General features: G+C 73.5%; 21 protein-coding genes. 11 read left to right on the top strand and 10 right to left on the bottom strand.

The window, feature by feature from the left end; genetic code table 11:
• The first annotated feature begins 153 nt into the window (after positions 1-153).
• Positions 154-780 carry a winged helix-turn-helix domain-containing protein gene (locus ACZ51S_RS20630; RefSeq protein WP_468477256.1) on the top strand — a complete coding sequence of 209 codons (627 nt, stop codon included), beginning with the start codon at positions 154-156 and terminating at the stop codon, positions 778-780.
• Between the two features lie 67 nt (positions 781-847).
• Here ACZ51S_RS20630 and ACZ51S_RS20625 read toward each other — a convergent pair whose 3' ends face one another.
• On the bottom strand, positions 848-2,308 hold the full coding sequence (locus ACZ51S_RS20625; RefSeq protein ID WP_468477257.1) for a PepSY-associated TM helix domain-containing protein: 1,461 nt from the start codon (positions 2,306-2,308) through the stop codon (positions 848-850).
• A 69-nt stretch (positions 2,309-2,377) separates the two neighbouring features.
• Complete coding sequence (locus ACZ51S_RS20620) at positions 2,378-3,181, bottom strand: hypothetical protein (protein WP_468477258.1); 804 nt, start codon at positions 3,179-3,181, stop codon at positions 2,378-2,380.
• Positions 3,182-3,417: 236 nt separating this feature from the next.
• On the opposite strand from ACZ51S_RS20620, the gene ACZ51S_RS20615 reads away from it, so the two are divergent.
• The 9 genes from ACZ51S_RS20615 to ACZ51S_RS20575 all read left to right on the top strand — a co-directional run bounded on the left by ACZ51S_RS20615 (position 3,418) and on the right by ACZ51S_RS20575 (position 11,199).
• Positions 3,418-4,002, top strand: coding sequence for a rhomboid-like protein (locus ACZ51S_RS20615; protein WP_468477259.1), 585 nt, complete (start codon positions 3,418-3,420; stop codon positions 4,000-4,002).
• Between the two features lie 162 nt (positions 4,003-4,164).
• A complete protein-coding gene (locus ACZ51S_RS20610; RefSeq protein ID WP_468802197.1) occupies positions 4,165-4,959 on the top strand; it encodes a tyrosine-protein phosphatase in 795 nt (264 codons plus the stop codon).
• Positions 4,960-5,062: 103 nt separating this feature from the next.
• Positions 5,063-6,985: a hypothetical protein gene (locus ACZ51S_RS20605; RefSeq protein WP_468477261.1), complete on the top strand. Its 1,923-nt coding sequence runs from the start codon at positions 5,063-5,065 to the stop codon at positions 6,983-6,985.
• A gap of 140 nt (positions 6,986-7,125) precedes the next feature.
• Complete coding sequence (locus tag ACZ51S_RS20600) at positions 7,126-7,611, top strand: DUF2975 domain-containing protein (protein WP_468961650.1); 486 nt, start codon at positions 7,126-7,128, stop codon at positions 7,609-7,611.
• Positions 7,611-7,832: a helix-turn-helix domain-containing protein gene (locus tag ACZ51S_RS20595; protein ID WP_467893210.1), complete on the top strand. Its 222-nt coding sequence runs from the start codon at positions 7,611-7,613 to the stop codon at positions 7,830-7,832. Before ACZ51S_RS20600 ends, ACZ51S_RS20595 begins: the two co-directional genes overlap by 1 nt.
• A 107-nt stretch (positions 7,833-7,939) precedes the next feature.
• Complete coding sequence (locus ACZ51S_RS20590) at positions 7,940-8,848, top strand: metal-dependent hydrolase (protein ID WP_468961648.1); 909 nt, start codon at positions 7,940-7,942, stop codon at positions 8,846-8,848.
• Positions 8,845-9,888 (top strand): PDR/VanB family oxidoreductase, encoded by a 1,044-nt coding sequence (locus ACZ51S_RS20585; protein ID WP_468961646.1) that lies wholly within the window; start codon positions 8,845-8,847, stop codon positions 9,886-9,888. The genes ACZ51S_RS20590 and ACZ51S_RS20585 overlap by 4 nt, the downstream gene beginning before the upstream one ends.
• A gap of 54 nt (positions 9,889-9,942) precedes the next feature.
• Positions 9,943-10,650 (top strand): TetR/AcrR family transcriptional regulator, encoded by a 708-nt coding sequence (locus ACZ51S_RS20580; protein WP_467893204.1) that lies wholly within the window; start codon positions 9,943-9,945, stop codon positions 10,648-10,650.
• 24 nt (positions 10,651-10,674) lie between these two features.
• Positions 10,675-11,199 carry a GNAT family N-acetyltransferase gene (locus tag ACZ51S_RS20575; RefSeq protein WP_468477265.1) on the top strand — a complete coding sequence of 175 codons (525 nt, stop codon included), beginning with the start codon at positions 10,675-10,677 and terminating at the stop codon, positions 11,197-11,199.
• A gap of 75 nt (positions 11,200-11,274) precedes the next feature.
• On the opposite strand, the gene pulA is transcribed toward ACZ51S_RS20575, so the two are convergent.
• The 3 genes from pulA to ACZ51S_RS20560 all read right to left on the bottom strand — a co-directional run bounded on the left by pulA (position 11,275) and on the right by ACZ51S_RS20560 (position 19,485).
• Positions 11,275-16,671, bottom strand: coding sequence for a pullulanase-type alpha-1,6-glucosidase (gene pulA / locus ACZ51S_RS20570; protein WP_468961644.1), 5,397 nt, complete (start codon positions 16,669-16,671; stop codon positions 11,275-11,277).
• 38 nt (positions 16,672-16,709) lie between these two features.
• Positions 16,710-18,431, bottom strand: coding sequence for a carbohydrate-binding module family 20 domain-containing protein (locus ACZ51S_RS20565; protein ID WP_468802201.1), 1,722 nt, complete (start codon positions 18,429-18,431; stop codon positions 16,710-16,712).
• 268 nt (positions 18,432-18,699) lie between these two features.
• The gene (locus ACZ51S_RS20560) at positions 18,700-19,485 is read right to left on the bottom strand and encodes an alpha/beta fold hydrolase (protein WP_468802202.1); all 786 of its coding nucleotides are present in this window, start codon (positions 19,483-19,485) and stop codon (positions 18,700-18,702) included.
• 182 nt (positions 19,486-19,667) lie between these two features.
• Between ACZ51S_RS20560 and ACZ51S_RS20555 the strand changes: the two genes are divergently transcribed.
• Positions 19,668-19,919 (top strand): hypothetical protein, encoded by a 252-nt coding sequence (locus ACZ51S_RS20555; protein WP_468477269.1) that lies wholly within the window; start codon positions 19,668-19,670, stop codon positions 19,917-19,919.
• Positions 19,920-19,978: 59 nt separating this feature from the next.
• On the opposite strand, the gene ACZ51S_RS20550 is transcribed toward ACZ51S_RS20555, so the two are convergent.
• The 5 genes from ACZ51S_RS20550 to ACZ51S_RS20530 are packed head-to-tail and all read right to left on the bottom strand — an operon-like array spanning position 19,979 to position 24,831.
• Complete coding sequence (locus tag ACZ51S_RS20550; RefSeq protein WP_468883858.1) at positions 19,979-20,233, bottom strand: hypothetical protein; 255 nt, start codon at positions 20,231-20,233, stop codon at positions 19,979-19,981.
• A gap of 52 nt (positions 20,234-20,285) precedes the next feature.
• Complete coding sequence (locus ACZ51S_RS20545) at positions 20,286-21,299, bottom strand: LacI family DNA-binding transcriptional regulator (RefSeq protein ID WP_468802203.1); 1,014 nt, start codon at positions 21,297-21,299, stop codon at positions 20,286-20,288.
• The gene (locus ACZ51S_RS20540; protein WP_468477598.1) at positions 21,287-22,876 is read right to left on the bottom strand and encodes a glycoside hydrolase family 13 protein; all 1,590 of its coding nucleotides are present in this window, start codon (positions 22,874-22,876) and stop codon (positions 21,287-21,289) included. Before ACZ51S_RS20540 ends, ACZ51S_RS20545 begins: the two co-directional genes overlap by 13 nt.
• A 48-nt stretch (positions 22,877-22,924) precedes the next feature.
• Complete coding sequence (locus tag ACZ51S_RS20535) at positions 22,925-23,809, bottom strand: sugar ABC transporter permease (protein ID WP_468477599.1); 885 nt, start codon at positions 23,807-23,809, stop codon at positions 22,925-22,927.
• Positions 23,806-24,831 (bottom strand): carbohydrate ABC transporter permease, encoded by a 1,026-nt coding sequence (locus ACZ51S_RS20530; protein WP_468477600.1) that lies wholly within the window; start codon positions 24,829-24,831, stop codon positions 23,806-23,808. Before ACZ51S_RS20530 ends, ACZ51S_RS20535 begins: the two co-directional genes overlap by 4 nt.
• Between the last annotated feature and the right edge of the window lie 6 nt (positions 24,832-24,837).

Genomic DNA, 24,837 nt, shown 5'->3' with positions numbered 1-24,837 from the left:
CGCCGAGAACGCGCCGGCCCTCTAAAGCTTCCGGGACCTCTCACCAGACCCGCCCGGGGCCTTCGGTCTGCGCGGTACGCAACGACTACGTGCACACGCACACGCACACGTACGTCTTCTGCCGACCACTCCGCGTGAAAGAGCTGACCACTCATGACGAGCACCCGTTCCTTCGCTCCTGCCGCCTCCGCCGCGACCTCCGCCCCCCTGCCCTTCCCGCCCGCTCCGCGCCACCGGCTGCGGGCCGTGGACCGGGACGAGGTGGCCCGGGTCGTGGACCTGCTCCCGCCCGGCGCCACCTGGCTGCCCGCGCCCCAGCACGCCGTTCCCGCGCTGCCGGGCCAGCCGCCGATGGTCGGCTACCTGGTCCTCGTACCGGCCGACCAGCAGCCGATCGCCTTCGCCCCGCAGTCCGTCCCGGCGCCCGTCGCCGGAGCGGCCGCCGGACCGGTCCCGCACTCCGCCCGGCCCGCGCCCGCGTCGCCGCCGGCCGACGGCGACGCGCTCGTGCGGATCGACGCCGCGCAGCGCACGGCCGAGGTCGACGGCGAGCAGCTGGACCTGACCTACCTGGAGTTCGAGCTGCTCGCCCACCTGGTGGCCCACCCGCACCGGGTGCACAGCCGGGACCAGCTGGTGACCACGGTGTGGGGCTACGGGCACGTCGGCGACGGCCGCACGGTCGACGTCCACATCGCCCGGCTGCGCCGCAAGCTGGGCGCGGCGCACCGCGGGGCGATCCAGACCGTCCGCCGCGTGGGCTACAAGTACACGCCCTGACACCGGGAATGACGGTGGGCCCGTACGCGGTCGAGCGCGTACGGGCCCACCTGTGTCCGAGCTCCGCCTACGCGGTCGGCGTCCCGCGCCGGCGCGCGGTGAACCCGGCGGCCAGGTCGATCACGAGGAAGGCCAGCAGGCTGATGCCCAGCAGCGGGACGAACCAGCCGACGACCGCCGTCGCGCAGGCGAACGGCAGCAGCACGGTCACCGGCAGCCTGCGCCAGGCGCCGCGCGGCTGGGCGCGGCCCACCGGGAGCCGGCTCTCCTTGGTGGGGCGGCGCATCCACCACATGCGGTAGCCCCACACGACCAGGAACATCACCGCCACGGCGAGCGCGGCCAGCGCGAGCTGGTTGGCGATGCCGAAGGTCAGGCCCATGTGCAGGTCGATGCCGAAGCGGGTGAGCTGGGCGAGGAGCGGGTAGTCGGCGAAGCGCAGGTCGTCCATGATCCGGCCGTCGGCGGGGTCGACGGCGACCGAGTCGAGGTGTACCGGGAGCGTCTTGTCGTTCTCCTTGACGACGTAGCCCTTGCCCTTGGCGGGCAGGGTCACGCGCAGGCTCTCGGTGACGCCGGCGGCGCGTGCGGCGGCCACGGCCCTGTCGATGCCGATGTCGGTGACGGGGGCCGGCGGGGGCATCTCCATGCCGTCGGTCATGACGTGCCCGGCGTGTTCGTCGCCGGCGTCGGCGCCGGTGCCCGCGGCCGTGCCCGGCTGGAGCGTGGCCGCGACGGCGGGGGTGGCGCCGCCGAGCCGGTCCTGGAGCTGTCCGATGTTCTCACCGGCGTAGTTCGACCAGGTCAGGCCGGTCACGGAGAGGCCGACGAGTCCGGCGGCGGCCCACAGGCCGACGGTTCCGTGCCAGGAGAGGGTCTTGCGGCGGCCGGTGGCCTTGCGGTCGGGAAGGACGAGGTCGGCCTTGCGGCCGCGGCGGCGCCCGATCCACAGGGCGAGGCCGCCGAGCGCGACCACCCAGAGCCAGCTGGCGGCGAGTTCGCTGTAGTTGCGGCCGAACTCCCCGAGCTGGAGGCTCGCGTGGAACTCGCTCAGCCAGGCCCGCAGGGGCAGCGCGTCACCGGAGGTGGTCAGCTGTCCGCGCACGTCGGCGGTGTAGGGGTCGACGAAGACGGTGAGGGTCTCGCCCTCGGCCAGGCCCGGGTCCTCCATGATCACCCGGGTGGTCGCGTCGTCCTGGGGCGCGGGCCACACGCCGAGCACCTTGCCCTGGGGGGCGGCACTCCGGGCGGCCTTCACCTGGGTGCTGAGCGGTACGGCCCGCTCGCCGACGCTGTCGACGGTCAGCTCGTGGGAGTAGAGGATGCGCTCGGCCTGCCAGGAGCCCGCGTACAGCAGGCCGGTGGCGGCCGCGAGGAAGAGGAAGGGGGCTATCAGCAGCCCCGCGTAGAAGTGCACGCGCAGCAGCAGCGGCCGCAGCGCGGCCCAGCCGCCGGCCGTGCGGCGGGCGGGCCCGGCCGGTGTTCCGGAGTCCTGGGCGGGGTTTTCTTGGAGCTCGTCAAGGGACATGTCGGTCCTGGGGTTCGGCGAAACGGGGGACCGGCCCCAGGTCTCGTCCGTCGCCCGGGAACGCGACGGTCAGGCGTGCGCGGGGTGCGGGACGGGTGCCGCCGGAAGGCCTCCGGCCGCCCCGCGGGCGGGGCCGGTGGTGCCCGGTGCGTGCGCGCGCGAAGGGGCGCACCGGCGGCCCGCGGCGACGCGGTGGGCGTACGCGGCGGGGGCCGTCGGCCGGGCGGGGCTCTGGCGGCACGGCCTCGGGGCCGTGGTGCGGGTGTCTCGCCACCCGGGCGGGCCGCGGCGGACCGCGGTGTGGGCGTGTACGGCTCCGCGCAGCCGGCGCGGGCGTTCGTACGGGGGGTGGTGCGCGGGCGGGGCCGGCAGGGGGGCCACCCGGGTCCGCAGCAGCGCGAGCGCGCGGGCGACCGGCCGGGCGGCCAGCAGGGCGGTGGCGCCGAGGGCCCCGGCGAGGCGGAAGACGGCGGCCTCGCCCCAGGCGAGCCAGGCGGCGCAGAAGAGCCCGGCGAGGACGTGCGCGGCGATCATCCCGAGGCCGCCGTGCCCGGCCATGCCCGCCATGTCGCCCATGGCGGCCATGTCGCCCGTGCCGGGGAGCTCAGCCGCGCCCGACACCGCGTCCGTGCCGGCGGTGACCGTGGCGCCGCCCAGGGGGGCGTCCATCGGCATGCCGGGCACGTGGTGGTGACCGGGCATCGGCTCGGGCACCGCGGCCGGCACCGGCGCGGGGGCGGTGTGCCGGCGGCCCGGGGCCTGGCCGGCGGTGAAGGCGAGGTGGAGGACGCCCTGTACGGCGAGCAGTGCGGCGGTGATTCCGGCCGGGCCGCGGCGTCGTCCGGCGGCGGCCCAGGCGAGGGCCCCGGTCAAGGCGAAAGCGACCAGAAGGCCACTGAAAGGGACATCCATCCCGGACATGTACGAATGCCCCATCGCACCCAATGCCACGCACACGGCCGCGAACATCGCGGCTCGCGTGCCGCGCATCGGCGCACGGGAGGGGGATCCAGTCATGTTCCGGTCATGGTCTCACGGGGGCCGCCGCCGCGCGCGGGAGGGCCGTGCCCGATCATGGACCGGTGAACCCATCGCCATGGTCATGGTCAGTGCCGCTGGGAGCGGTCTACGCGGGCGCGGTCCAGCTCGGGGCCCACGCCCTGGACCGGCTGGATCCGGTCGAGCGGGAACGGGTGCTGCGCGGCTGCTCGACGAACGTCGACAACCTCGCCGCCGGCCGCTGGGAGACGCTGCTGAGCAGCGCCTGTGTGGTCGAGGAACCCATGCCGCTGGCGTACGCCCTGCTGCTGGTCGCGGTGCTGGGCTACGCGGAGTACGCGTACGGGGCGTGGTGGACGGCCGCCGTCTTCCTCTTCGGGCACGCCACGGCGACGCTCCTGGTCTACGGGGCCCTGCGCCGCACCGCCGACCGGCAGACCCGCCGGGCCCTGGACGTGGGCACGAGCTACGGGTTCAACGCGGTCCTCGGCGCCCTGACCTCGGCGCTGCCGCGCGGGGCGGTGCGCAACAGCGCCCGGGCGGGCCTGCTGGCGGTCGCCGCGCAGCCGGTGCTGCGGCGCGGGCGGACCTTCACCGACGCGGGCCACCTGGTGGCGCTCGGTCTGGGGATAGGCCTGTCGGTCGCCTTCGATTGTCTTTCCGGTTCGAAGCATCGGAAAATCGCTCACATCTGACCGAATTGTCCCGACCGGGAGGGACGGCGTGCCGCCACACGCACACGCCCCCACCCACCCACCCGAGCACCCACCCGAGTACGCCGCCCCTGCGCACCCCCGAGCACAGCGCCCCGCGCACGCCACTTCCCCCGAGCAAGCCACCCCGCTGGAGCCGCCGCGATGACCGCCACCCCCGCCACCACCGTCGCCAACCTCCGCGATCTCGGGGGCACCCCGCTCGCCGGCGGCCGCACCGTCCGCCCCGGCCTCGTCCTGCGTTCGGGCGCGCTGGACCGGCTCGACCTCGACGCCGACCCGGCGGTGGCGGCGCTGGGGCTGCGGACCGTCATCGACCTGCGCAGCGACGCCGAGCGGGCGGACCACCCGGACCGGATACCCGACGGGGTCCGGCTGCTGGTGCGCGACGTGCTCGCCGACAAGATGAGCGACCACCGGATGCCCGCCGCCACCCAGCTCAAGGACCTCCTCGCCGACCCGATCGTGGCCGAGGAACACCTGGGCGGCGGCAAGGCGCGGGCCCTGTTCGGGTCCGTGTACCGCTCCTTCGTCAGCACCGGCTCCGCGCACACCGCGTACCGCACGCTGCTCACCGAGGCCGCCGACCCCGACGCGGGCCCGCTGCTCTTCCACTGCACGGCGGGCAAGGACCGTACGGGCTGGGGCGCGACGCTGATCCTCGCGCTGCTCGGCGCCGACGAGGACACCCTGATGGCCGAGTACCTGTCGGTGAACCCGGCGGTCAAGCAGGCCTTCGCCCCGCTGATCGAGGGCTTCACCGCCTCGGGCGGCGACCCGGACATCGCGCTGGCGCTGATCGGGGTGTTCCCCTCCTACCTGGAGGCCGGCCTGGACGAGATCCGCGTCCGCTACGGCTCGATGGAGAAGTACGTGCACGAGGGCCTCGGGGTGTCCGAGGAGACGGTCGCGGCGCTGCGCGCCAGGCTGACGGCCTGAGCCGCTCCGGGCGCGGGGCCTCGTACACCTCGGAGCGCGGAATTCACTCGAACGGGCAAGCGAGGGTGGGTGACCATCCGATGATTCGCTCGTTCTGCTGAACGTGACTGCGCCGGATACCGCCACCCGACCCCTGACCCCCGACGTCGAGCAGGCCGAGGCCGCGATCGTCGAGCACTACCCGCGGCTGGTGCGGCTCGCCTACCTGGTGCTGCCGCCCGCGCTCGGCCGCAACCGACGGGTGCTCACCGCCCATTCGCTGACCCAGCGGGCGCTGCCGCGCGGCCGGCGGGGCTCCGACCCGGCAGCCGTGCAGGGCGGGGTACCGGCGCAGCGCGGCGGGCTGGGCGGGCCCGAGTCCGGTTACGCGTACGTCCGGCTGCGCGTGCTGCGCTCCGCCCTGGAGGCGGGGATCCCGCTGACCTTCAAGGCGCTCCCGCTGCGCGGGCAGCTGCCCGCGCTGCTGCCCCAGGTCTGGGGGCTGCGGCTGTTCCCGCGCGCGGGCGGGGCCGAGGAGCTGGCCCTGGACCAGTGGCTGGCCACCCTGAACGGACCGGGCCGGGCCGCCTGCGTGCTGCGGGCGCTGGAGGGGCTGGCCGAGCCGGACGTGCTCCGGGTGCTCGCGGAGGCCGGGGTCGCCGACCCGGCGGCGGCGGTCGCGGAGTCCGGGGACCCGGCGCACGACGGGCTGTTCGCCTCCCCCGAGTTCGACCCGTGCGTGCTCCAGGCCCGGCCCACCGACCTGCTGCGGCGGCGCCGGTTCGCGCGGGCCGGGCTGGCGGCCGCGGCCGCGCTCGCGGTGTGCGGGGCGCTGCTGGCGCTGCCGGGCGGGGGCTGGGGCTCGGACGGCCCCTCCGCTCCGCTGTACGCGCGCAACGCCGCGGCGGAACAGGCCCTGGATCCCGGGCAGCTGGTGCGGGTCGCGCCCACGGTGTGGCGTACGTCCTCCCGTACGGACTACTCCGCCTGGCCGGCGCGCGGCGACCGCGCCCAGGACGCGGAACTGCTGCGCCGGGCGCTCTCGGTGTGGGCCCGGCCCGGCGGGGAGGTGGTGGTCTCGGCGACCCCGGGCACCCCGTCGGGGCCGCCGATGGGGCCGGCGCAGCTGCTGTTCGCCGGTACGGTAGACCAGGCCGTGGTGGTCCTGCTGTACGACGGGCTGCGCGTGGTGCGGTACGCGGAGCCGCGCAACGGGACGGCGGGCGCCGCCCTCGACTTCGCCCGGGCGGACGGGGCGACGGCGGACACCGCGACCGCCCTGGTCCTGAGCCGGGTCGACGGCAACGTCCGCTATCTGACGGCCCCCTGGGTGACCGGCGCCGCCCTGCGCGACCTGCTCAAGCCCGGGGAGCAGGCGGCCCCGCTGAAGCTCACCCCGGACGGGGTCACCCCGCCGGTGCTGGGTCCCGCCCCGAACGGCGACTGCACCAGCTGGAGCGCGCTGTCCCTGACCGGCGACGGCGCCACCCGGCTGGTGACCGACCTGGGCGAACTGACCGCGGCGCGGCTCACCTCGGGCGCGCCGGGCGCCGCGCGGGACGTGACGGAGGCGGCGGAGCTCGGCGAGTGGTCGAAGACGGCGTGCCTGCTGCCGTCGGTGCGCTCGCACGGGGTGCGTTCCGTCAACGCCTGGACGTACGCGAAGCAGCCGCTGCCAGAGGGCGACGGGACGGCCACCTGGCTCTGCACCCGGGCCGAGACCTGGCAGGGCACGACGGACCGGGTGCAGGCCCAGTTCCTGGCGCCGGGGGCGCCGCTGGCGGTCCAGGCGGCCAAGGCGGAGGGGTCCCCGGCGTGCGGGCCCCGGGAGCCGCGGGTGTTGGCGGGCGTGCTGTGGAAGTCCCGGGCGGGGCAGTGGTACGTACTGGCGGCGGGCAGCGCGCAGTTCGCCTCGCTGTCGGCGTCGGGCGCCGGGGTGAGCGGCAGCGCGAACGGCAACCGGCTGGCCCTGAAGGCGCCGGAGGGCGCGCAGGTGGACCTGTCGGGCAAGCTCACGGACGGCAGCAAGGCGGGGGTGCTCCGCTAGGTCCTGTCGTCAAAGTAGCGCCGGTCAGGTCCGCGGCGTCCGGTGCCGTACATCGCAAGGCGGAGGGGCGCCAGCTCACCCCTTGCCTGACCTATCGAAACTCGATAGGTTTCCATCGTGACTCGATGGAAGGACGCGCCATGGGAAAGCTGACAGTGGCCGCACTGCGTGCCGTGCTCGCCGTGGTGCTCACCGGCACCGTGTTCGTCCAGGTGTCCATGGCCTGGGCGCTGGCCGCCGATCCGGAGGACGGGCCGCTCCCGCTGACCCCGCTGCGGGTGATCACGATCCTGGGCATGGTGGCGGCCCAGGTCGCGCTGGTCTGCGTCGGGCGGCTGGTGACGATGGTGCGCCGCGGGACGGTCTTCTCCGACGCCGCCTTCCGGTACGTGGACGCCGTGATCGGCGCGATCGCGGCGGCCGCCCTCCTGTGGTTCGCGGTCACGGCCCTCAACGCGCCGGGCCAGCGGGAGGATCCGGGCGTCACCGTCATCATGGGCGGGGTCGGGGTGGCCATCCTGGGGGTGGCGCTCATCGTGCTCGTCCTGCGGATGCTGCTCGCCCAGGCCGTCGCGCGCGACGTCGAGGCCGCGCGGCTGCGGGCCGAGCTGGACGAGGTGATCTGATGCCGATCACCGTGGACATCGACGTGATGCTGGCCCGGCGGAAGATGTCCGTGGGCGAGCTCGCGGACCGGGTGGGGATCACTCCCGCCAATCTGGCGGTGCTCAAGAACGGGCGCGCCAAGGCGGTGCGCTTCGCGACGCTCGCCGCGCTGTGCGAGGTGCTGGAGTGCCAGCCCGGCGATCTGCTGCGCTGGGAGGCCGAGGACACCGGGGGCGGATGACCCACCCCGGGCCCACCCCGGGCCCACCCCCGGGGGCGTACCCGGGCGGGGCGATCCGGGGACGCAGAGGGGTTTTCCTGACGGGTACCCATCAGTACATTGACGCCATGTCTAATAGGCCGCCCGCCCCCGCCCCCGCCCCCGCCCCCGTGGCGTCGGAACACACGGACCTCGCGCCCCGCAACGTCTCCTTCTCCTGGGAGGACACCCCGCTGCACTGGCTGCCCGGCGAGCCCTTCGCCGGGCACACCATCAACGTGCTGCACCTGCTGCTGCCCGCCGGCGAGCGCTGGTTCGTGCACGTCTACAAGCAGGCCCTCCCCCACATCGAGGACGAGCGGCTGCGGGCGGACGTCATCGGCTTCATCGGGCAGGAGGCGATACACGCCGCCGCGCACGACGACGTCCTCCCCCACCTCAGGCGCCTCGGCCTCGACCCGACCCCGTACACCGCCCAGGTGGACTGGCTCTTCGAGAAGCTCCTCGGCGACCGGACCCTGCCCCCGGGCCGGGCCCGCGCGTGGTGGCTCAAGGAGCGGGTCGCGATGATCGCCGCGATCGAGCACTACACCGCGTTCCTGGGCGACTGGGTGCTCAACGCGAAGGAACTGGACCGGCGCGGCGCCGACCCGATGATGCTGGACCTGCTGCGCTGGCACGGCGCGGAGGAGGTCGAGCACCGGTCGGTCGCCTTCGACCTCTTCATGCACCTCGACGGCAACTACCGCCGCCGGGTGCGGACCTGGGCCACCGGCTTCGCCGCCCTGCTCTTCCTCTGGCAGCGCGGCGCCCGCTTCTTCATGGAGAACGACCCCCACCTTCCGGGCGCCAAGGCCTCCTACGGGCAGTTCCTGCGGGCCGGCCGCAAGGGCGTCCTCCCCTCGGCGCGGGCGATGGCCCGCTCCATCCCGACCTACCTCTCCCGTACGTACCACCCCTCGCAGGAAGGCTCGACCGCCCAGGCGCAGGCCTACCTGGCCTCCTCGCCCGGCGCCAACGGCGGGGTGCGGCCGTGAGGCGGGCGCTGGCCGTCACGGCGGTGGCGGGGGCCGCCGTCCTGGCCCGGCGCGCGCTGCTCAGGCGGATCGGCCGCTCCCCCCTGTGGCCCCTGCCCGCGCTGGAGAACCCGGTGTCGGGGTACTCCCCGCGCCGGGCACTGCACGCCGTGGTCGTCTCCCGCACCGAGCCCGCCGAGGGGGTGCTGCGGCTGGTGCTGGAGTCGGAGGAACTGCCGTCCTGGACCCCGGGCGCGCACGTGGACCTGACCCTGCCCTCGGGGCTGGTGCGCCAGTACTCGCTGTGCGGGGACCCCGCCGAGGCGGGGCGCTGGACGATCGCCGTCCGGCTCGTCGAGGACGGCCGCGGCGGCTCGCGCGAGGTGCACGAGCGGCTGGTGGAGGGCACCCGGCTGCAACTGCGGCCGCCGCGCAACCGGTTCGAGCTGGAGCCCGCGGACTCGTACGCCTTCGTCGCGGGCGGCATCGGCATCACCCCGGTCCTGCCGATGCTCCGCGCGGCGACCGCCGCCGGCGCCGACTGGACCCTGCTGTACGGCGGCCGCTCGCGCGCCTCGATGCCGTTCCTGCCCGAACTGGCGGCCTACGGGGACCGGGTGACGGTCACCGCCGAGGACGAGGCGGGCCTGCCCGACCTGAGCCCGCTGGCCGGGATGCGGCCCGGCACCCTGGTCTACTGCTGCGGCCCGGAGCCCCTGATGCGGGCGGTCACCGCGGCCGTCCCGGACCCGGGCGCGGTCCGGCTGGAGCGCTTCGCGGCGGCGCCGCCGGCCGAGGCGAAGCCCTTCACGGTGGAACTCGCCCGCACGGGCGGCACCGTCGAGGTCGGCCCCGACGAGTCCACGCTCACGGCGGTGCGCCGGGTCCTGCCCGACACCCCGTACTCCTGCGGGCAGGGCTTCTGCGGAACCTGCCGGCACCGGGTCCTGGCGGGCCGGGTGGACCACCGGGACGGACTCCTCACCGACGGGGAGCGCGCCGGCTCGATGCTGCTGTGCGTCTCCCGCGCGGCCTCGGACCGGCTCGTACTGGACCTGTAGCGGCGGGGACCTCACCCGTACGGCCCACCCCCGCACGGGAAGTAGGGTGTCGGCATGACAACCGGGGTGCGACGCAGGATGGGTGTCGAGGAGCGGCGGCAACAGCTGATCGGGGTGGCCCTGGAGCTGTTCAGCCACCGCTCCCCCGACGACGTGTCGATCGACGAGATCGCGGCGGCCGCCGGGATATCCCGCCCGCTCGTCTACCACTACTTCCCGGGCAAGCTCAGCCTGTACGAGGCCGCGCTGCGGCGGGCCGCCGACGAGCTGGCGCAGCGTTTCGTCGAACCGCAGGAGGGCCCGCTGGGGCTCCGGCTGCTGCGGGTGATGGGGCGGTACTTCGCCTTCGTCGACGAACACGGGCCCGGCTTCTCGGCGTTGCTGCGCGGCGGTCCCGCGGCGGGCAGCAGCCGGGCCAACGCGATGATCGACGAGGTGCGGCAGGCCGCGTACGAGCAGATCCTCGTCCACATCGGCGTACAGGACCCGCCGGCCCGGCTGGAGCTCGTCGTGCGGTCCTGGGTCTCGCTGGCCGAGTCCACGGCGCTGCTGTGGCTGGACGGGCGCCGCATCCCCCGGGGCGAACTGGAACTCCAGCTGGTGCACGACTTCGCCGCGCTGGCGGCGGTGAGCGCCGCGTACGACGCGGAGATGGCGGGGATCCTCGTACGGATCCTGGCGGACGAGCCGGCCGACGGGCCCTTCGGGGAACTGGTCGGGCGGCTGGCGGCGCTGGTGCCGGGACCCCGCCGGGGCGAGTGAACGCCGCTGGCGATAATGCCAGGCGTGATCATTGACGACGGGATGTTGTTCCGGCCGGCCGCGGAGAAGGACGCCGGCACGCTGGTGAAGCTGTACGACCAGGCCGCCCGGTGGATGCTCGGGCGGGGGATCGACCAGTGGAAGCCGGGAGAGAAGGACGCCGAACACTTCCGCGCGCGCATGCGCGACGGTGAGGTCTGGCTCGCCGAGGACGCCGACGGGCGCGTCGTGGGCGCCTACGAGCTCTGGTGGTCCGACGAGGAGGCCTGGGGCGTACAGCCCCCGGTCGCGGGATACGTGCACCGGCTGATGGTGGAGCGGAAGGCCGCACCGGCCGGGGCGGGGATGCGGATCCTGGAGCACGCCGAGCACCGGATCGCCCGGACGGGCCGGGAGCGGGCGCGCCTGGACTGCGTGTCGAGCAACCCGAGGCTGCTGGCGTACTACCGGAGCGCGGGCTACCGGGTGGTCGGCGAGTTCCCCTCGAAGCAGGCCAAGGACGGGCGGGTGTACGGGGTGGTCCTGCTGGAGCGGCGCCTCGACGTCTGAACCGGCCGCCCGGGACGCGGAACGGCGGTGTCGGAGGAACTCCGGCACCGCCGTCCTGTCGTGCGCGGGTGGTGGTCAGGCCCGCTTGAACACCGCGACCGTGCGCGCCGGGGCGGTGAACTCCCCCGTCGCCGGGTCGTACGCCGACCGCTTCACCGCCGGGTCCGAGCCGCCCGCCTGCACCGGGTGCAGGGCGTAGCCGGTGCCCGCGAGGGCGGGGACGCGCTGGTGCTGGTCGGCGGGTGTGGCGTTGAAGACCACCACCAGGTCGCCGAGGGCCATGGTGAGGACGCCCGGGGTCTCCTGCGGCCCGGAGAGCGGGAAGGACAGCCGCTGCTGCACCGCCTCGGCGGTGGTGAGGGCGAACGCGTTTTCCGTCGTACGGATCCGCAGCAGGTCGCGGTAGGCGGCCGAGGCGCCCCGGATCTCCGCGCAGCCGGGGACCGGGCCGCTCAGCAAGGGCTTCGCGTAGGGCCACTTGGCGCGGTTGTCGGCGGCGGGCGGCAGCCCGAGGCCGAAGCCGTTGCCGTCGCGGCAGTCCCAGTGCAGGGCGTTGAACCAGTCGCCGCTGTCGTAGGAGTTGCGGTCCAGCGACTTCGAGCGGAGCAGGTCGGTGCCCGCCTGGGAGAGGGCCGGGCCCTGGGAGAGCGCGGCCGTGGCCATGGCCAGGACCTGCATGCGCGCCCGGTCGGCGGTGGAGGTGGCGGCGGGCAGCTTGTAGGCGAGGGCGTCGTACAGGGACTCGTTGTCGTGGGCGTCGGCGTAGGCGAGGGCGTCTCCGGGAGCCGCCGCGTAGCCGGCCGGGGCGCCGTTGTAGTCGACCTCGGAGCCCTTGGTGCGGCGGCCCGCGGAGTCGGTGAAGGCGTACCCGGCGAGGTTGCCGGAGAGGCCGACCTTCAGCAGGTCCTGGGCGTGCAGCAGGCGGGTGCGCTGCTCGGCGGGGGTGCCGTTGGCCGGGGAGCCGTTGGGGTCGGTGAACAGGCCGGAGGCGAAGCCCTGGACGCGGGGGTCCTCGTCGAAGGGGCCGCCGCCGCGCACGGCGTCGCGGGCGCGGTCGGAGAAGGTGGCGATGCCGGTGCCGGCCATGTTCTTCTGCGTGGCCTGGACGAAGCGGGCGTCGTCGGCGACCTCGCCGAAGTTCCAGCCCTCCCCGTAGAGGACGATCTTCTTGCCGTCGACCCCGTCCTTGGCGGGCGTCAGCTCGTCGAGGGCCTTGCGGACGGCGAGGATGTTGGCCTTCGGGTGGTGGCCCATCAGGTCGAAGCGGAAGCCGTCGACCTTGTACTGCTTGGCCCAGGTGACGACGGAGTCCACGACGAGACGGCCCATCATGGCGTTCTCGGGCGCGGTGTTGGCGCAGCAGGTGGAGGTGGCGACGGTCCCGTCGGGCAGGAGGCGCTGGTAGTAGCCGGGGACGATGCGGTCGAGGACCGACTTGTCCGACTGGCCGGAGGCCACGGTGTGGTTGTAGACCACGTCCATGACGGTGCGCAGGCCGGCGCCGTTCAGGGACTGGACCATCCTGCGGAACTCGACGGTGCGCGCGGTGCCGTTCGGGTCGCTGGCGTACGAGCCCTCGGGGACGGTGTAGTGCAGCGGGTCGTAGCCCCAGTTGTAGGCGTCCTTCGCGGCGGCGGCGGCCACGCAGGCCTGCTGTTCCTCGGAGTCCGGTGCGTACGCCTTGAGGTCGCAGGCGGGCTTGGTGCGGTCCTCGGGGTCCTCGGGGATGGTGCCGATGTCGAAGGCGGGCAGGAGGTGGACGTACGAGGTGCCGGCGGCGGCGAGCTCGCGCAGGTGCCGCATGCCGGCCGAGCCGGTGTCGGTGAAGGCCAGGTACTGGCCGGGGTGTCCGCTGGTGGCGTCCGCGACGGAGAAGTCACGGATGTGCAGTTCCTGGATCTGGGCGCCGGTGAAGGGGACGGGCGCGGGCTTGCGCAGGTCCTTCCAGCCGGGCGGGGCGAGCCGGGGGTCGGCCAGGTCGACGGCCAGGCTGTGGGTGGAGTCGGTGGTCAGGGCGGTGGAGTAGGGGTCGGTGACCAGGTTGCGGACGATCTGGCGGGTGCTGGGGGCCCAGACGGTGACGGCGTAGCGGTAGGGCTTGCCGGTCCAGGAACGTTCGCCTCGCACCGACCAGATGCCGGTGGTGTCGTCGCGGCGCATCGGGACGGTGCGGCCGTCGATCTCCAGGGAGACCTGCTGGGCGGTGGGGGCCCAGACGGAGAGGGTGGGGCGGCCGTCCTTGAAGACGGGGCCGAGGGCCTTGCCGCCGGCGTTCGCCGCGTAGAGGTCGTCGAGGACTCCGGCGAGCTGGACGCCGGTGGCGGCGAGCACCGCCCCGTTCGCTGTGCGGGCGCTCGCGACGAGCTGGCCGCGCAGGGCTTCGCGTACCCGGTCGCGGTCGCGGGGGTCAACGGTGAGGGCGGTGTACGCCGCCAGGTGCGGGAACTTCTGCTTCTGGGCGGGGGTGAGCTGGGAGCGGACCAGCCGCAGCCACTGGGCGCCGTTCTCGCTCAGGATGCCGTTCTGCGCGGTGATCCGGCCGTCGCGGGAGGCGAGGAGCTGGAGGGAGGCGGCCGCCGGCGGGGCGTTCCAGGCGAGGGTGTCGCGGTCGATCCAGACGGCCTCCGCCTTGGTGAGGTCCAGGGCGGCGGCGGAGCCCGCGGGCTGCGGGAGGAGGTACTTCTCGCGGCCGCCCAGCATCCACACCTCGTGGCCGGTGGCCTTCAGGTCGAGGGACTGGTCGGCGGGGAGGTCCTTCTGGTCGCCGTTGTGGAGGATGTAGCTGAGGCTGGTGGCGCCGGGGGCGAGGGGGACCTCGTAGACGGCGCCGTAGGAGTCGGTGCGCGCCGGGAGCAGCGGCTTGGACCAGTCGGTGGGGTTGGCTGCGCCGGTCCACACGTGCAGGCCCCAGCCGTCGTAGGCGCCGTCGGGGCGCTGGTAGTGCAGGACGGCCTTGGTCGGGTCCTGGGGCGGCTGGGCGGGGCGGTCGGTGCGGACGGCTTCCTTGCCCTGTTCCAGCCAGATCTCGCCGGTCTTGGTGACGTCGAGGGTGCGGTCGGTGGCGACGTCCTTGTTGCCGTCCTTGTCGATGACGAGGTAGCCGATGGAGGAGGCGCCGGGCTTGAGGCGGACGTACGCGAAGGCGCCGTGGGCGTCACGGCCGGTGAAGGGGTGTCCCTCGGGCCAGGGGGTGGCTTCGCCTTCGGCAATGTCGCCCCAGGCGTAGAGCCGCCAGCCGGTGTAGTCGCCGTCGGGGCGGTTGTAGTGGACGACGGCGTAGTCGCGCTGGGTGGCGGTGGGGACGGTGGGCGGCGGGGTCTGCCCGGTGGCGGACGCGGCGAGGGCGGCGGCGGTACGGCCGGCGGAGTCGACGGCGACGGCCTTGTAGCGCAGGGGGGTGCCGGCCGGGGTGGCCGGGTCGATGGGATGGGTGACCTTGTAGGGGGCGTGGTCGGCGGAGCCGAGGACCTCCCAGCGACCGGTGCCGGTCTGGGCGGCGAACACGACGCGGGTGAGGGCGCCGGGACCGCCGCCGGTGACGTCGGCGGACAGCTCGACGGTGCCGGTGGCGCCGGGGGCGGGGGCCTTGAGGGTCAGGGCGGGCCGGGCGGCCGGGGCGGGCAGGGGGGCGGTGGCCTGGAGGACGACGGCGCCGAGGGCGGGCAGGTTCACGGTGAGCTTGCCGGCGGGCGAGGCGGTGACCGGGGCGGGGCCCGCGTAGGGGGTGCCGCCGGGGCCGGTGGCTCCGTACAGGGGGCGGTAGCGGGCGCCGGGCGGGGCGTCGATGTCGACGGTGCGGGCGGTGCCGCTGTTGTTGGTGGCGACCAGGTACTCGGTGCGGCTCTTGGGGTCGGTGCGGGCGAAGGCGTAGGCGGAGCCGTCGGCGAGGCGCTCGCTCTGGATGCCGTCGCGCAGGGCCGGGTGGGCCTTGGTCAGCTTCGAAAGAGCACTGATCTGTGTGTAGAGCGGGTGCTCCGGATCGTAGGCGTCGCTCCCGTGCGTGCGCGCCGTTCCGAGCTGGTCGTCGTCCAGGTAGTCGGCGACGCGGGTGGCGAACAGGGGTGCGCGGGCGTCCTTGTCACCGCCGGAGCCGGTGAAGCCCTGCTCGTCGCCGGAGTAGATCACCGGGTTGCCGCGGGAGAGGAACATCAGCTCGTTGGCGAGCCGGTAGCGGTCGAGCAGCTCCCGCTCCCCCGCCGCGGGCCGGTCCTGCTTCAGGAAGTGGGCGAAGCGGCCCATGTCGTGGTTGCCGAGGAAGGTCACCTGCTCGTAGGCGTTGGCCTTGTCGGTGGTGTACCGGTAGTCCTCGGCGAGTACGGAGCCCAGCCGGCCGGCGGGCGCGCCCTGGGAGGCGTACGCGCGGATGGCGTCCTGGAGCGGGAAGTCGAGGGTGGCGTCGAGGCGGCCGCGGGTGACGTACGGGGAGGTGACGGCGGTGTCGGCGGAGTACACCTCGCCGAACATGAAGAAGTCCTCACGGCCGCGCTTGGCGGCGTACGCGTCGAGGGCGGTGGCCCACTGGGTCCAGAAGGAGGTGTTGACGTGCTTGACCGTGTCGATGCGGAAGCCGTCGATCTCGTAGTCCCTGACCCACTTCTCGTAGATCTTCTCCATCCCGCTGACGACCTCCGGGCGCTCGGTCCACAGGTCGTCGAGGCCGGAGAAGTCGCCGTGTCCGGAGGATTCCCCGGCGAAGGTGGAGTCGCCCCGGTTGTGGTACATCGCCGGATCGTTGAGCCAGGCGGGGACCTTGAGGTCCTTCTTCGCGTCGGGCACGAAGGGGGTGCGGGGGAAGGAGCCCGGTCCGGTGGCGGGGAACTTCTTCTTCCCGTCGGCGTAGTCCGCGTCGTCGAAGGGGACCCCGTCCTTGGTCAGGTAGGGGAAGGCCCCCTTCGACAGGTACTCGTGCGAACCCTCGCGGTAGTCGACGACGTCGGCGGTGTGGTTGGTGATGACGTCGAAGAAGACCTTCATCCCCTTCCCGTGCGCCTTGTCGATGAGCCGTTCCAGGTCGGCGTTGGTGCCGAAGTGCGGGTCGACCTGGGTGAAGTCGGTGATCCAGTAGCCGTGGTAGCCGGCGGAAGCGTCGGCGCCCGCGCCCTGCACGGGCTGGTTCTTGAAGATCGGCGCCAGCCAGATGGCGGTGGTGCCGAGCCCCTTGATGTAGTCGAGCCGGTCGGTGAGCCCCTTGAGGTCCCCGCCCTGGTAGAAGCCCTTGTCCGTGGGGTCCAGGCCGGTTTCCAGCCGGCCTCCGGTCAGCCCGCCCCGGTCGTTGCGCGGGTCGCCGTTCGCGAACCGGTCCGGGAGCACGAAGTAGAACTGCTCCCGGGTCAGGTCGTGGCGGGCGGACTCCGCGGCGAGTCTGGCGTCCGAGGGCGGTGCCGGGGCCTGCGCGGCGGCGGCCGCGGGGAGGGCGGGCAGGAGCGTCACGGCCAGGGCGGCGGCGAGGGCTCCTGCGGCGGGGCGTGTCAAGGGGTCTCCTTGGGGTCGGGCTGAGGTGCCGGGAGGGGTCAGTTGCGCCAGGTGTCGGTCAGCGTGACCTTGCCGTTGGCGGGGACGGTGGCGTTGCGGTTGGCCCCGCTCTCCCAGGTGACGTTCCCGGAGGCGTCCTTGCGGACGTACTTGTAGGCGAAGGAGGTCCCGGCCGGGAGGGCCACGTCGAGCTTCCACACGGGGTAGGCGGCCGGGTCGAGCTTGAGGGCGGCGGCCGTGTTCCAGCCGCCGAGCTCGGGGCGGTCGCCGGTGACGTAGACGTTCTGGCCGGGGACGGTGGTGGCGTTGACGGCGAACGAGGCGCCGGTTCCGGCGGCCGGCGGGGTCCCGGTGCACGTCTTGGCGTTGACGTGCAGGGCGAGGGCGGTGCCGGCTCCGAGGGTGGCGGTGAACCGGCCGGCGGAGTCCACGGTCACGGCGCGGCCGCTCTGCACGTCGCAGTAGGTGCCGGCGGGGAGGGAGCTCTGGAAGGTGCGGGTCAGCGCGCCCGTCTCGTGGTTGACGGCGACGTACGCCTTGGAGCCGCGTCCGAAGGCGATCTGGTCGCCGCCGTTGTCCCACCAGTCGGTGACGCCCTGCCCGCGGGCGGTGTTGCGGAAGCCGACCATGGAGGAGATCTCCGGCCAGGCGTGCTGGCACTTCCACCCGTCGGAGTAGCAGGCCTTGACGGTGCCGCCGTTGGGCGGGCCGGCGTCCTTGTCGGTCCACTCGTAGCCGGAGTGCACGTCCGGGGAGCCGTAGGGCCAGGCCAGCATGAAGACATTGGCGAGGGTGTACGGGGAGCCGTTCTTGTAGGTGAGGGTCTCGCCGTTGCGTTCGGTGTCGTGGTTGTCGACGAACACCCCGGACTTGCCGGAGGCCATGTACCCCCAGCCCTCCCCGAAGTTCTTCAGGTGGGCGAGGTTCTCGTTCTGGAAGACGCGCTTGAGGTCCCGGGCGTAGCGGAACTCCTGCACGTCCCCGTTGCCGAGGTACTCGGACGGCGATACGGCCTCCCCGGCGCCGAATATCGCCTCCTGCTTCCAGTAGACGGACGGGTTGGCCAGCCGGGACTTGATGTCGGCGAGGTCGGCGGCGGGCATGTGCTTGGCGGCGTCGATCCGGAAGCCGTCGACGCCGAGGGAGAGCAGGTCGTTCAGGTACGCGGCGATCCGCCCGCGCACGTACTCCTCGCCGGTGTCGAGGTCGGCGAGCTTGACCAGCTCGCAGCTCTGGACGTTGCCCTTGTCCTGGTAGTTCGAGATCTCCGCCCGGCAGTCGTCCATGTCGGCGCCGGAGTAGAGACCGGGGTAGGCGTACTTGCCGTACGTCGACCCGCCGGTGCCCGTGAGGGTGGCGCCGGCGTCGGCCGGGCCGGCCATGTGGTTGATGACGGCGTCGGCGACGACCTTCACGCCGGCGGCGTGGCAGGTGTCGACCATGCTCTTGAAGGCGGCGCGGTCACCCAGCCGCCCGGCGATCTTGTAGCTGACGGGCTGGTACGAGGTCCACCACTGCGAGCCCTGGACGTGCTCCTGCGGCGGCGAGACCTGGACGTACCCGTACCCGGCGGGCCCGAGGGAGGCCGTACAGGCCGTGGCGACGTCGGCGAAGCGCCACTCGAACAGCACGGCGGTCACGTCCTTCTCCCCGGGCGGGGCCGCGGAGGCCTGCGGTGCCTGCGCGGTGAGGGAGGCGGCGGCCAGCGCGGCCGCGGCCAGGGCGGCTCTGGCGGCGCGCGCGGATACGGATCGAGCCATGTGGGGGTCCTCCTGGCGGGAAGGTGGGGATTGCACGCGACCGTAGGGGGCGCCCAGGAGTGTTGCAAGAGTTTGCGCAAGAGATTGCAGAATTGTTTCCGGCCGTCACCCGGCCGGGGTGGTTCCGGACGCGGACCCGGCGGTCTCCGGGAGGGTTCGGGACGGTCCCCCGGCGCTGACACGAGAGAGGCGGGCCCGGCGCCCGTACGGGCCGGTACCCGCACCGGAGGCGACCGCAAGGGCCGCGGCAGCCGGTGCGGGACAGCCCCTAGCGGGCGAGGAAGGGGAGGAGCGCCGCGGTGAGTTCGGCGGGGGCGTCCAGGGCGATGAGGTGGGCGGCGTCGGGGAATTCGACCAGCGTCGCGCCCGGGATCCCGGCTGCGTAGCGCCGGCCGATGTCCTGGAAGTCGGCGACGTCGAGCTTGCCCGTCCCCACGAGGGTGGGGACGGAAATGTCCGCGAGGTCCCCGGCTCCGGGCCCCTGGGCGTGCTCGTCGCGGACCGCCATGTTCACGAGCGAGGTACGCATGGGCTCACGGACCCGGTCGGCCAGGCCGGGGGCGACGTCCTCCCAGCCGCGGGCCGGTCCGCGCAGCCACATGTCCAGGTTGACGCCGGTGGCGGCGTCCACGTCGCCGGCGGCCATCGCGGCCGTTTCCGCCGCGTCGTACGCGTGCATCTCCGCGGACCAGTCGTAGCCCGGCCACGGCGCGGCGAACAGCGCCAGGGAGTGCACCCGGCCGGGGTGGGCCAGGGTGAAGTCCACGGCCACGCGGCCGCCCCAGGACGCGCCGACGAGGCGTACGCGCGCGTGACCGAGGTGGTCGAGGAGGCGGCGCAGATCGTCGGTGTCGCTGTACGGGCCGGTCGGCGGGGCGGATTCACCGAAGCCGCGCAGGTCGTAACGGATGACGGTGTACCGCTCCGCCAGACCGGGCACGACGGCGTCCCACATGCGGTGGTCGGCGACGCCGGCGTGCACGAGGACGAGCGGCGGTCCGTCACCGGTGACGACGTAGGAGAGGTGGCCGAGGTCATCGGCAAGTGTGATCATCCGCAGATGCTTGCACGGGCCACGCGGCAAGGAAACAGCCGGGCGGACGGGGGCCTCGCCGCCGAAACGATTCAGCTACCGGCATTGGAGTGAACGCCCGTTCCCAACAGCGCCCTTGGACGGTTGGACCGGCCGACGCGCAGATCAGCCGGCGCGTCCGTCCAGTGATCCTTAGGGGAGTCATGCGTATTCGTTCTGCTGTCACCGCGTCCGTCCTGGCTGCCGGCATCCTGCTCGGCGGGGCCGGTGCCGCCTCGGCCGACGGGGTCGAAATCGACTACTTCGACGGCGGCCGCAAGGCCTACTCGTCGACCTGCTCGACGTTCGCCGCGATCCCCCACAACCTCCCGGCGTTCGCCGGCCCGGTCTACAACTCGACCTGTGTCAAGGAAGGCGCGAAGGAGTGGGCGGAGGGCTCCCACCTGGGCGCCTGATCCCCAACGCTTGACCCCGTGGGGGCGGCCCGGCAGCAACGTCGGCCGCCCCTTCGGCGTTACCGCAGCGTGAGCTGCCCACCGCGCTCCCGGGGCGCCCACCCGTGTTCGCGCAGCGCCCGGCGGACGGTCGCCGCGACGAGCCCGGGGCCGATCACGACTCCGTGCTCGAACCACCTCACCAGGCGCTGCCCGTTCACGTCACCGTGCACGACGACGAGGGCCAGCCCCGGCTCGTCATCGGGCGCGACCACCCAGCGGTAACGGTCCCCGTCCACGACGATCGTCCGGGTGCCCTTCTTCGCGATGCTCACGCGGCGCAGACTCTCACGGCGAGCCGGCCCCCGGCCGGCCGGGCCCCGCCCCCTACTCCCGGGCCGTGCCCGTCGAGCCGCGGACCACCAGCTCCGGCTGGAAGACGTACTCCGTGCGCTGGACCGGGGTGCCGGCCACCGCCTCCAGGAGGGCGCCCACCGCGGCCGTGGCCATGGCGCGGACCGGCTGGCGGATCGTCGTCAGCGGGGGGTCCGTGAAGGCGATCAGCGGGGAGTCGTCGAAGCCGACCACCGAGACGTCCTCCGGCACGCGCAGCCCCCTCTCCCGCGCGGCGCGGATCACGCCGAGCGCCATCATGTCGCTGGCGCAGACCACCCCCGTGCAGCCCCGGTCGAGCAGGGCGCCGCCCGCCGCGTGGCCGCCCTCGACGGTGAACAGGGTGCGCTGGACGAGCCCTTCCTCCGCCGCCCCGGGCCGCGCCGCCAGGAAGCCCTGCTCCTTGCGCGCCGAGGGGACGTAGCGGGTCGGCCCGATGGCCAGGCCGATGCGCCGGTGTCCCAGTTCCTCGAGGTGGCGTACGGCCATGTCGGCGGCCGCCCGGTCGTCCGGGGAGACGAAGGGAGCGCTGATGGCCTCGTTGAAGCCGTTGATGAGGACGAACGGCAGCCCCCGGGCCGCGAGCCGCTGGTAGCGGGACGGGTCCTGGGAGGCGTCGGCGTGCAGGCCGGAGAGGAAGACGATCCCGGTGACGCCGCGTTCCTCCAGCTGCTCGACCAGCTCGTCCTCGGTGGCCCCGCCCGGGGTCTGCGTGCACAGCACCGGCGTGTAGCCGTGCCCGGCCAAGGCCTGCTCGATGACCTGGGCGAACGCCGGGAAGATCGGGTTCGTCAGCTCGGGTATCAGCAGCCCCACCAGCCCGTTGCTGCGGCGTTTGAGCCTGACCGGGCGTTCGTAGCCGAGCAGGTCCATGGCGGCCAGCACCCGGTGCCGGGTGCCGGCCGCCACGCCCGCCTTGCCGTTGAGCACACGGCTGACGGTCGCCTCGCTGACCTTGGCCTGCGCGGCGATGTCCGTCAGCCGGAGGGGGGAGGTCACCCCTGCCACCACACCGCCGTGTCGCCGGGCAGGACGTCGGGGTCGGCCAGCGCGCCGCTCGCCAGGAGCACGGAACCCGGCGCGGGTATGCGTACGGCTTCGCCCGTGGTGTTGACGGTGCACACGAAGGCGCCCCTGCGGAACACGAGGACCCCCTGCGGGGCGTCCAGCCACTCCACCGCGTCGCCCGCGCCGAGGTCCGTGTGCTCGCGCCGGATCCGCAGGGCGGTGCGGTACAGCTCGAGCGTCGACTGCGGGTCACCGGTCTGCGCGGCGACGCTCAGCCCGGCCCACTCCGGCGGCTGCGGGAGCCAGCTGCCACCGCCGCCGAAGCCGTACGGGGCCTCGTCGCCCGACCACGGGAGCGGTACGCGGCATCCGTCGCGCAGCCCTTCCTGCCCGTTCTCCTTGAAGAACGAGGGGTCCTGGCGCACCTCGTCCGGGAGGTCGGTGACCTCGGGCAGGCCGAGCTCCTCGCCCTGGTAGACGTACGCGGACCCGGGCAGGGCCAGCATCAGCAGCGCGGCCGCCCGCGCCCGGTCCAGGCTGCCGAACCGGGTGCGGTGGCGGACCACGTCGTGGTTGGACAGCACCCACGTCGTGGGGGCTCCGACGGGCCGCATCGCGTCGAGGGAGTCGTCGATGGCGGCGCGCAGCGCGGCCGCGTCCCAGCCGGTGCTGAGGTAGTGGAAGTTGAAGGCCTGGTGGAGCTCGTCGGGGCGCAGGTAGAGCGCGGTCCGGTCGGCGCTCGGCGTCCAGGCTTCGGCGACGCCGATGCGGTCACCGGCGTACTCGTCGAGCACCGTCCGCCAGGACCGGTAGATCTCGTGGACGCCGTCCTGGTCGAAGAAGGGCAGCACCTGGTTGCCGAGCAGCTTCAGCTGTTCGTCGCGCCCGAGGTCCGGCAGGCCGGGGGCCTTGACCAGCCCGTGGGCGACGTCGATGCGGAACCCGTCGACGCCGAGGTCGAGCCAGAAGCGCAGGACGGAGCGGAACTCGTCCTGGACGGCCGGGTGTTCCCAGTTGAAGTCGGGCTGTTCGGGGGCGAAGAGGTGCAGGTACCACTCGCCGTCCGCCACGCGCGTCCACGCCGGGCCGCCGAAGATGGACTCCCAGTCGTTGGGCGGGAGTTCGCCGTTCGCGCCCTTGCCGGGCCGGAAGTGGAAGCGTTCGCGCAGGGTGCTGCCGGGGCCTTCCCGCAGTGCCTGCTTGAACCATTCGTGCTGGTCGGAGCAGTGGTTGGGGACGAGGTCGACGATGATCCGCATGCCGAGCGCGTGCGCTTCGCGGATGACGGCGTCGGCGTCGTGCAGGGTGCCGAACATGGGGTCGATGGCCCGGTAGTCGGCGACGTCGTAGCCGGCGTCGGCCTGCGGGGAGGCGTAGAAGGGGCTGAGCCACACGGCGTCGACGCCCAGGTCGCGCAGGTAGGGCAGGCGGCTCCGGATGCCTTCGAGGTCCCCCATGCCGTCGCCGTTCGAGTCGGCGAAGCTGCGCGGATAGACCTGGTAGATCACCGCGTCTCTCCACCAGCCGGGCTGGGTCCCGGTCGGGGTGGGGAGCGCGTCGGCGAGGTGCTGGGTCATGGTGTCCTTGGAGAGATCGGGCCGGTGGAGCGGGGCGGGCGCGGGTGGTCAGCCCTTGGTGGCGCCCGCCGTCATGCCGGCGACGAGGTGACGCTGGGCGAAGAGGAAGAAGACCGCCGCCGGGATCGCGATGAGGACGGATGCCGCGCTCATGGCGCCCCAGTTGGAGGTGTACTGCGTGACGAAGGTCTGCAGCCCGCCCGCGAGGGTCAGGTTCTCCTCACCGACCATGAAGGCGGAGGCGTACGCGACCTCGCCCCAGGCGGTGATGAAGGCGTAGAAGCCGGTCACGGCGAGGCCGGGCTTGGCGAGCGGCAGGATCAGGCGCCAGAAGGTGCCGAAGGGGTTGAGTCCGTCGACGCGGCCGGATTCGTCGATCTCGACCGGGATGGTGTCGAAGAAGCCCTTCATCATCCAGGCGCAGAACGGCACGGCGATGGTGAGGTACGTGATGATCAGGCCGAGCGGCTGGTTCAGCAGCCCGAGCTCTCCCATCAGGTTGTAGAGCGGGACGATCAGGATGGCCATCGGGAACATCTGCGTGATGAGCAGGGTCCACATCAGCGGCTTCATGCCCGGGAACTTGAAGCGGCTGACCGCGTAGCCGGTGGTGGCGGCGATGAACACGCCGAGCACGGTGGTGACGCCGGCGACCAGCACGGAGTTCGCGAACCAGCTGAGGAAGTGGCTGGACTCCAGCAGGTACGCGTAGTTCGAGAGCGTGGGCTCCTTCACGAAGTCCGTGGTGATCGCGTGCTCGGCCGGCTTGAGCGAGGTCAGCAGGATCCACAGCACGGGGAAGACGGCGATCACGGACGCGACGACGAGCGTGGCGTGCAGGCCGAAGGAGGCGAGCGGGGAGCGGCTGCCGCGCGGGCGGGCGGCGGCACGCTGCCGGCCGGCGGCGGTCTGCTTGGCGGAGGTCACGGTCACCACACCTCTCCCTGCTTGCGCAGCGAGCGCCGGTAGACCAGCGCGAAGATCATGAGCAGGGCGAGGATGAGCACGCCCCAGGTCGCCGAGCCGGCGAAGTCGCGCGGGCTCGCGATGAAGGCCTCGCGGAACGCCTGGGTCACCAGGATCTCGGTGGAGTCGCCGGGTCCGCCCCGGGTCAGCAGGAAGATCACCGGGAACATGTTGAAGGTCCAGATGGTGGAGAGCAGGATCACCGTCATGCTCACGGCGCGCAGTCCGGGCAGGGTGATGTGCCGGAACCGCTGCCAGGGTCCGGCGCCGTCCATCTCGGCGGCCTCGTACAGCTCGCCGGGGATCGACTGCAGACCGCCGAGCAGGGCGACCATCATGAAGGGGATGCCGAGCCAGACGTTGACGGCGACGACGGCGAGCTTGGCCCAGGTGGGGTCGTCGAGCCACGGGACGGCCGCGATGCCGCCCCCGTCGAGGATCTTGTTGAGGATGCCGTTGTCGCGGTTGAAGAGGAACCGCCAGGCGAAGACCGAGACGAAGCCGGGCACGGCCCACGGCAGGATGAGCGCCATCCGGTAGGCGGCGCGGCCCCGGAACCGCCGGTTGAGCATGGTGGCCAGACCCAGGCCGAGGGCGAAGGTGATGGACACGCAGGCGACGGTCCACACCACCGTCCACACCAGCCGCTGCCAGAAGAGGGGGTCGCCGAGGACCGCCGCGTAGTTGTCGAGCCCGACGAACTCGTACGTGGCCTCGATGTGGCGCACGCCGATGGTGCGGGCGACGTTGCGCTCGTTGGCGTCGGTCAGCGACAGGTAGACGCCGCGTACGAGCGGCCAGCCGACGATCACGCCGAGGACGAGCACGACCGGGGCGACCATGGCCCAGGCGTACCAGTGCGTGGCGAGGGCGCGGGCGAAACCGCCGCGCGGGCTTCCGGGGGCAGTCGTGCGGCTGGGGCCGCGGGGGGCGAGGTCCTTCTCGCCGCCCGCGGCCTTCGCCACCGACCGGCTGGTGTCAGCAGCCATCGTCCG

The organism is Streptomyces sp. NPDC034043 (assembly GCF_055575675.1).
The sequence above is the reverse complement of the archived record's forward strand: the minus strand, read 5'-3'. Positions and strand labels throughout refer to the sequence as shown.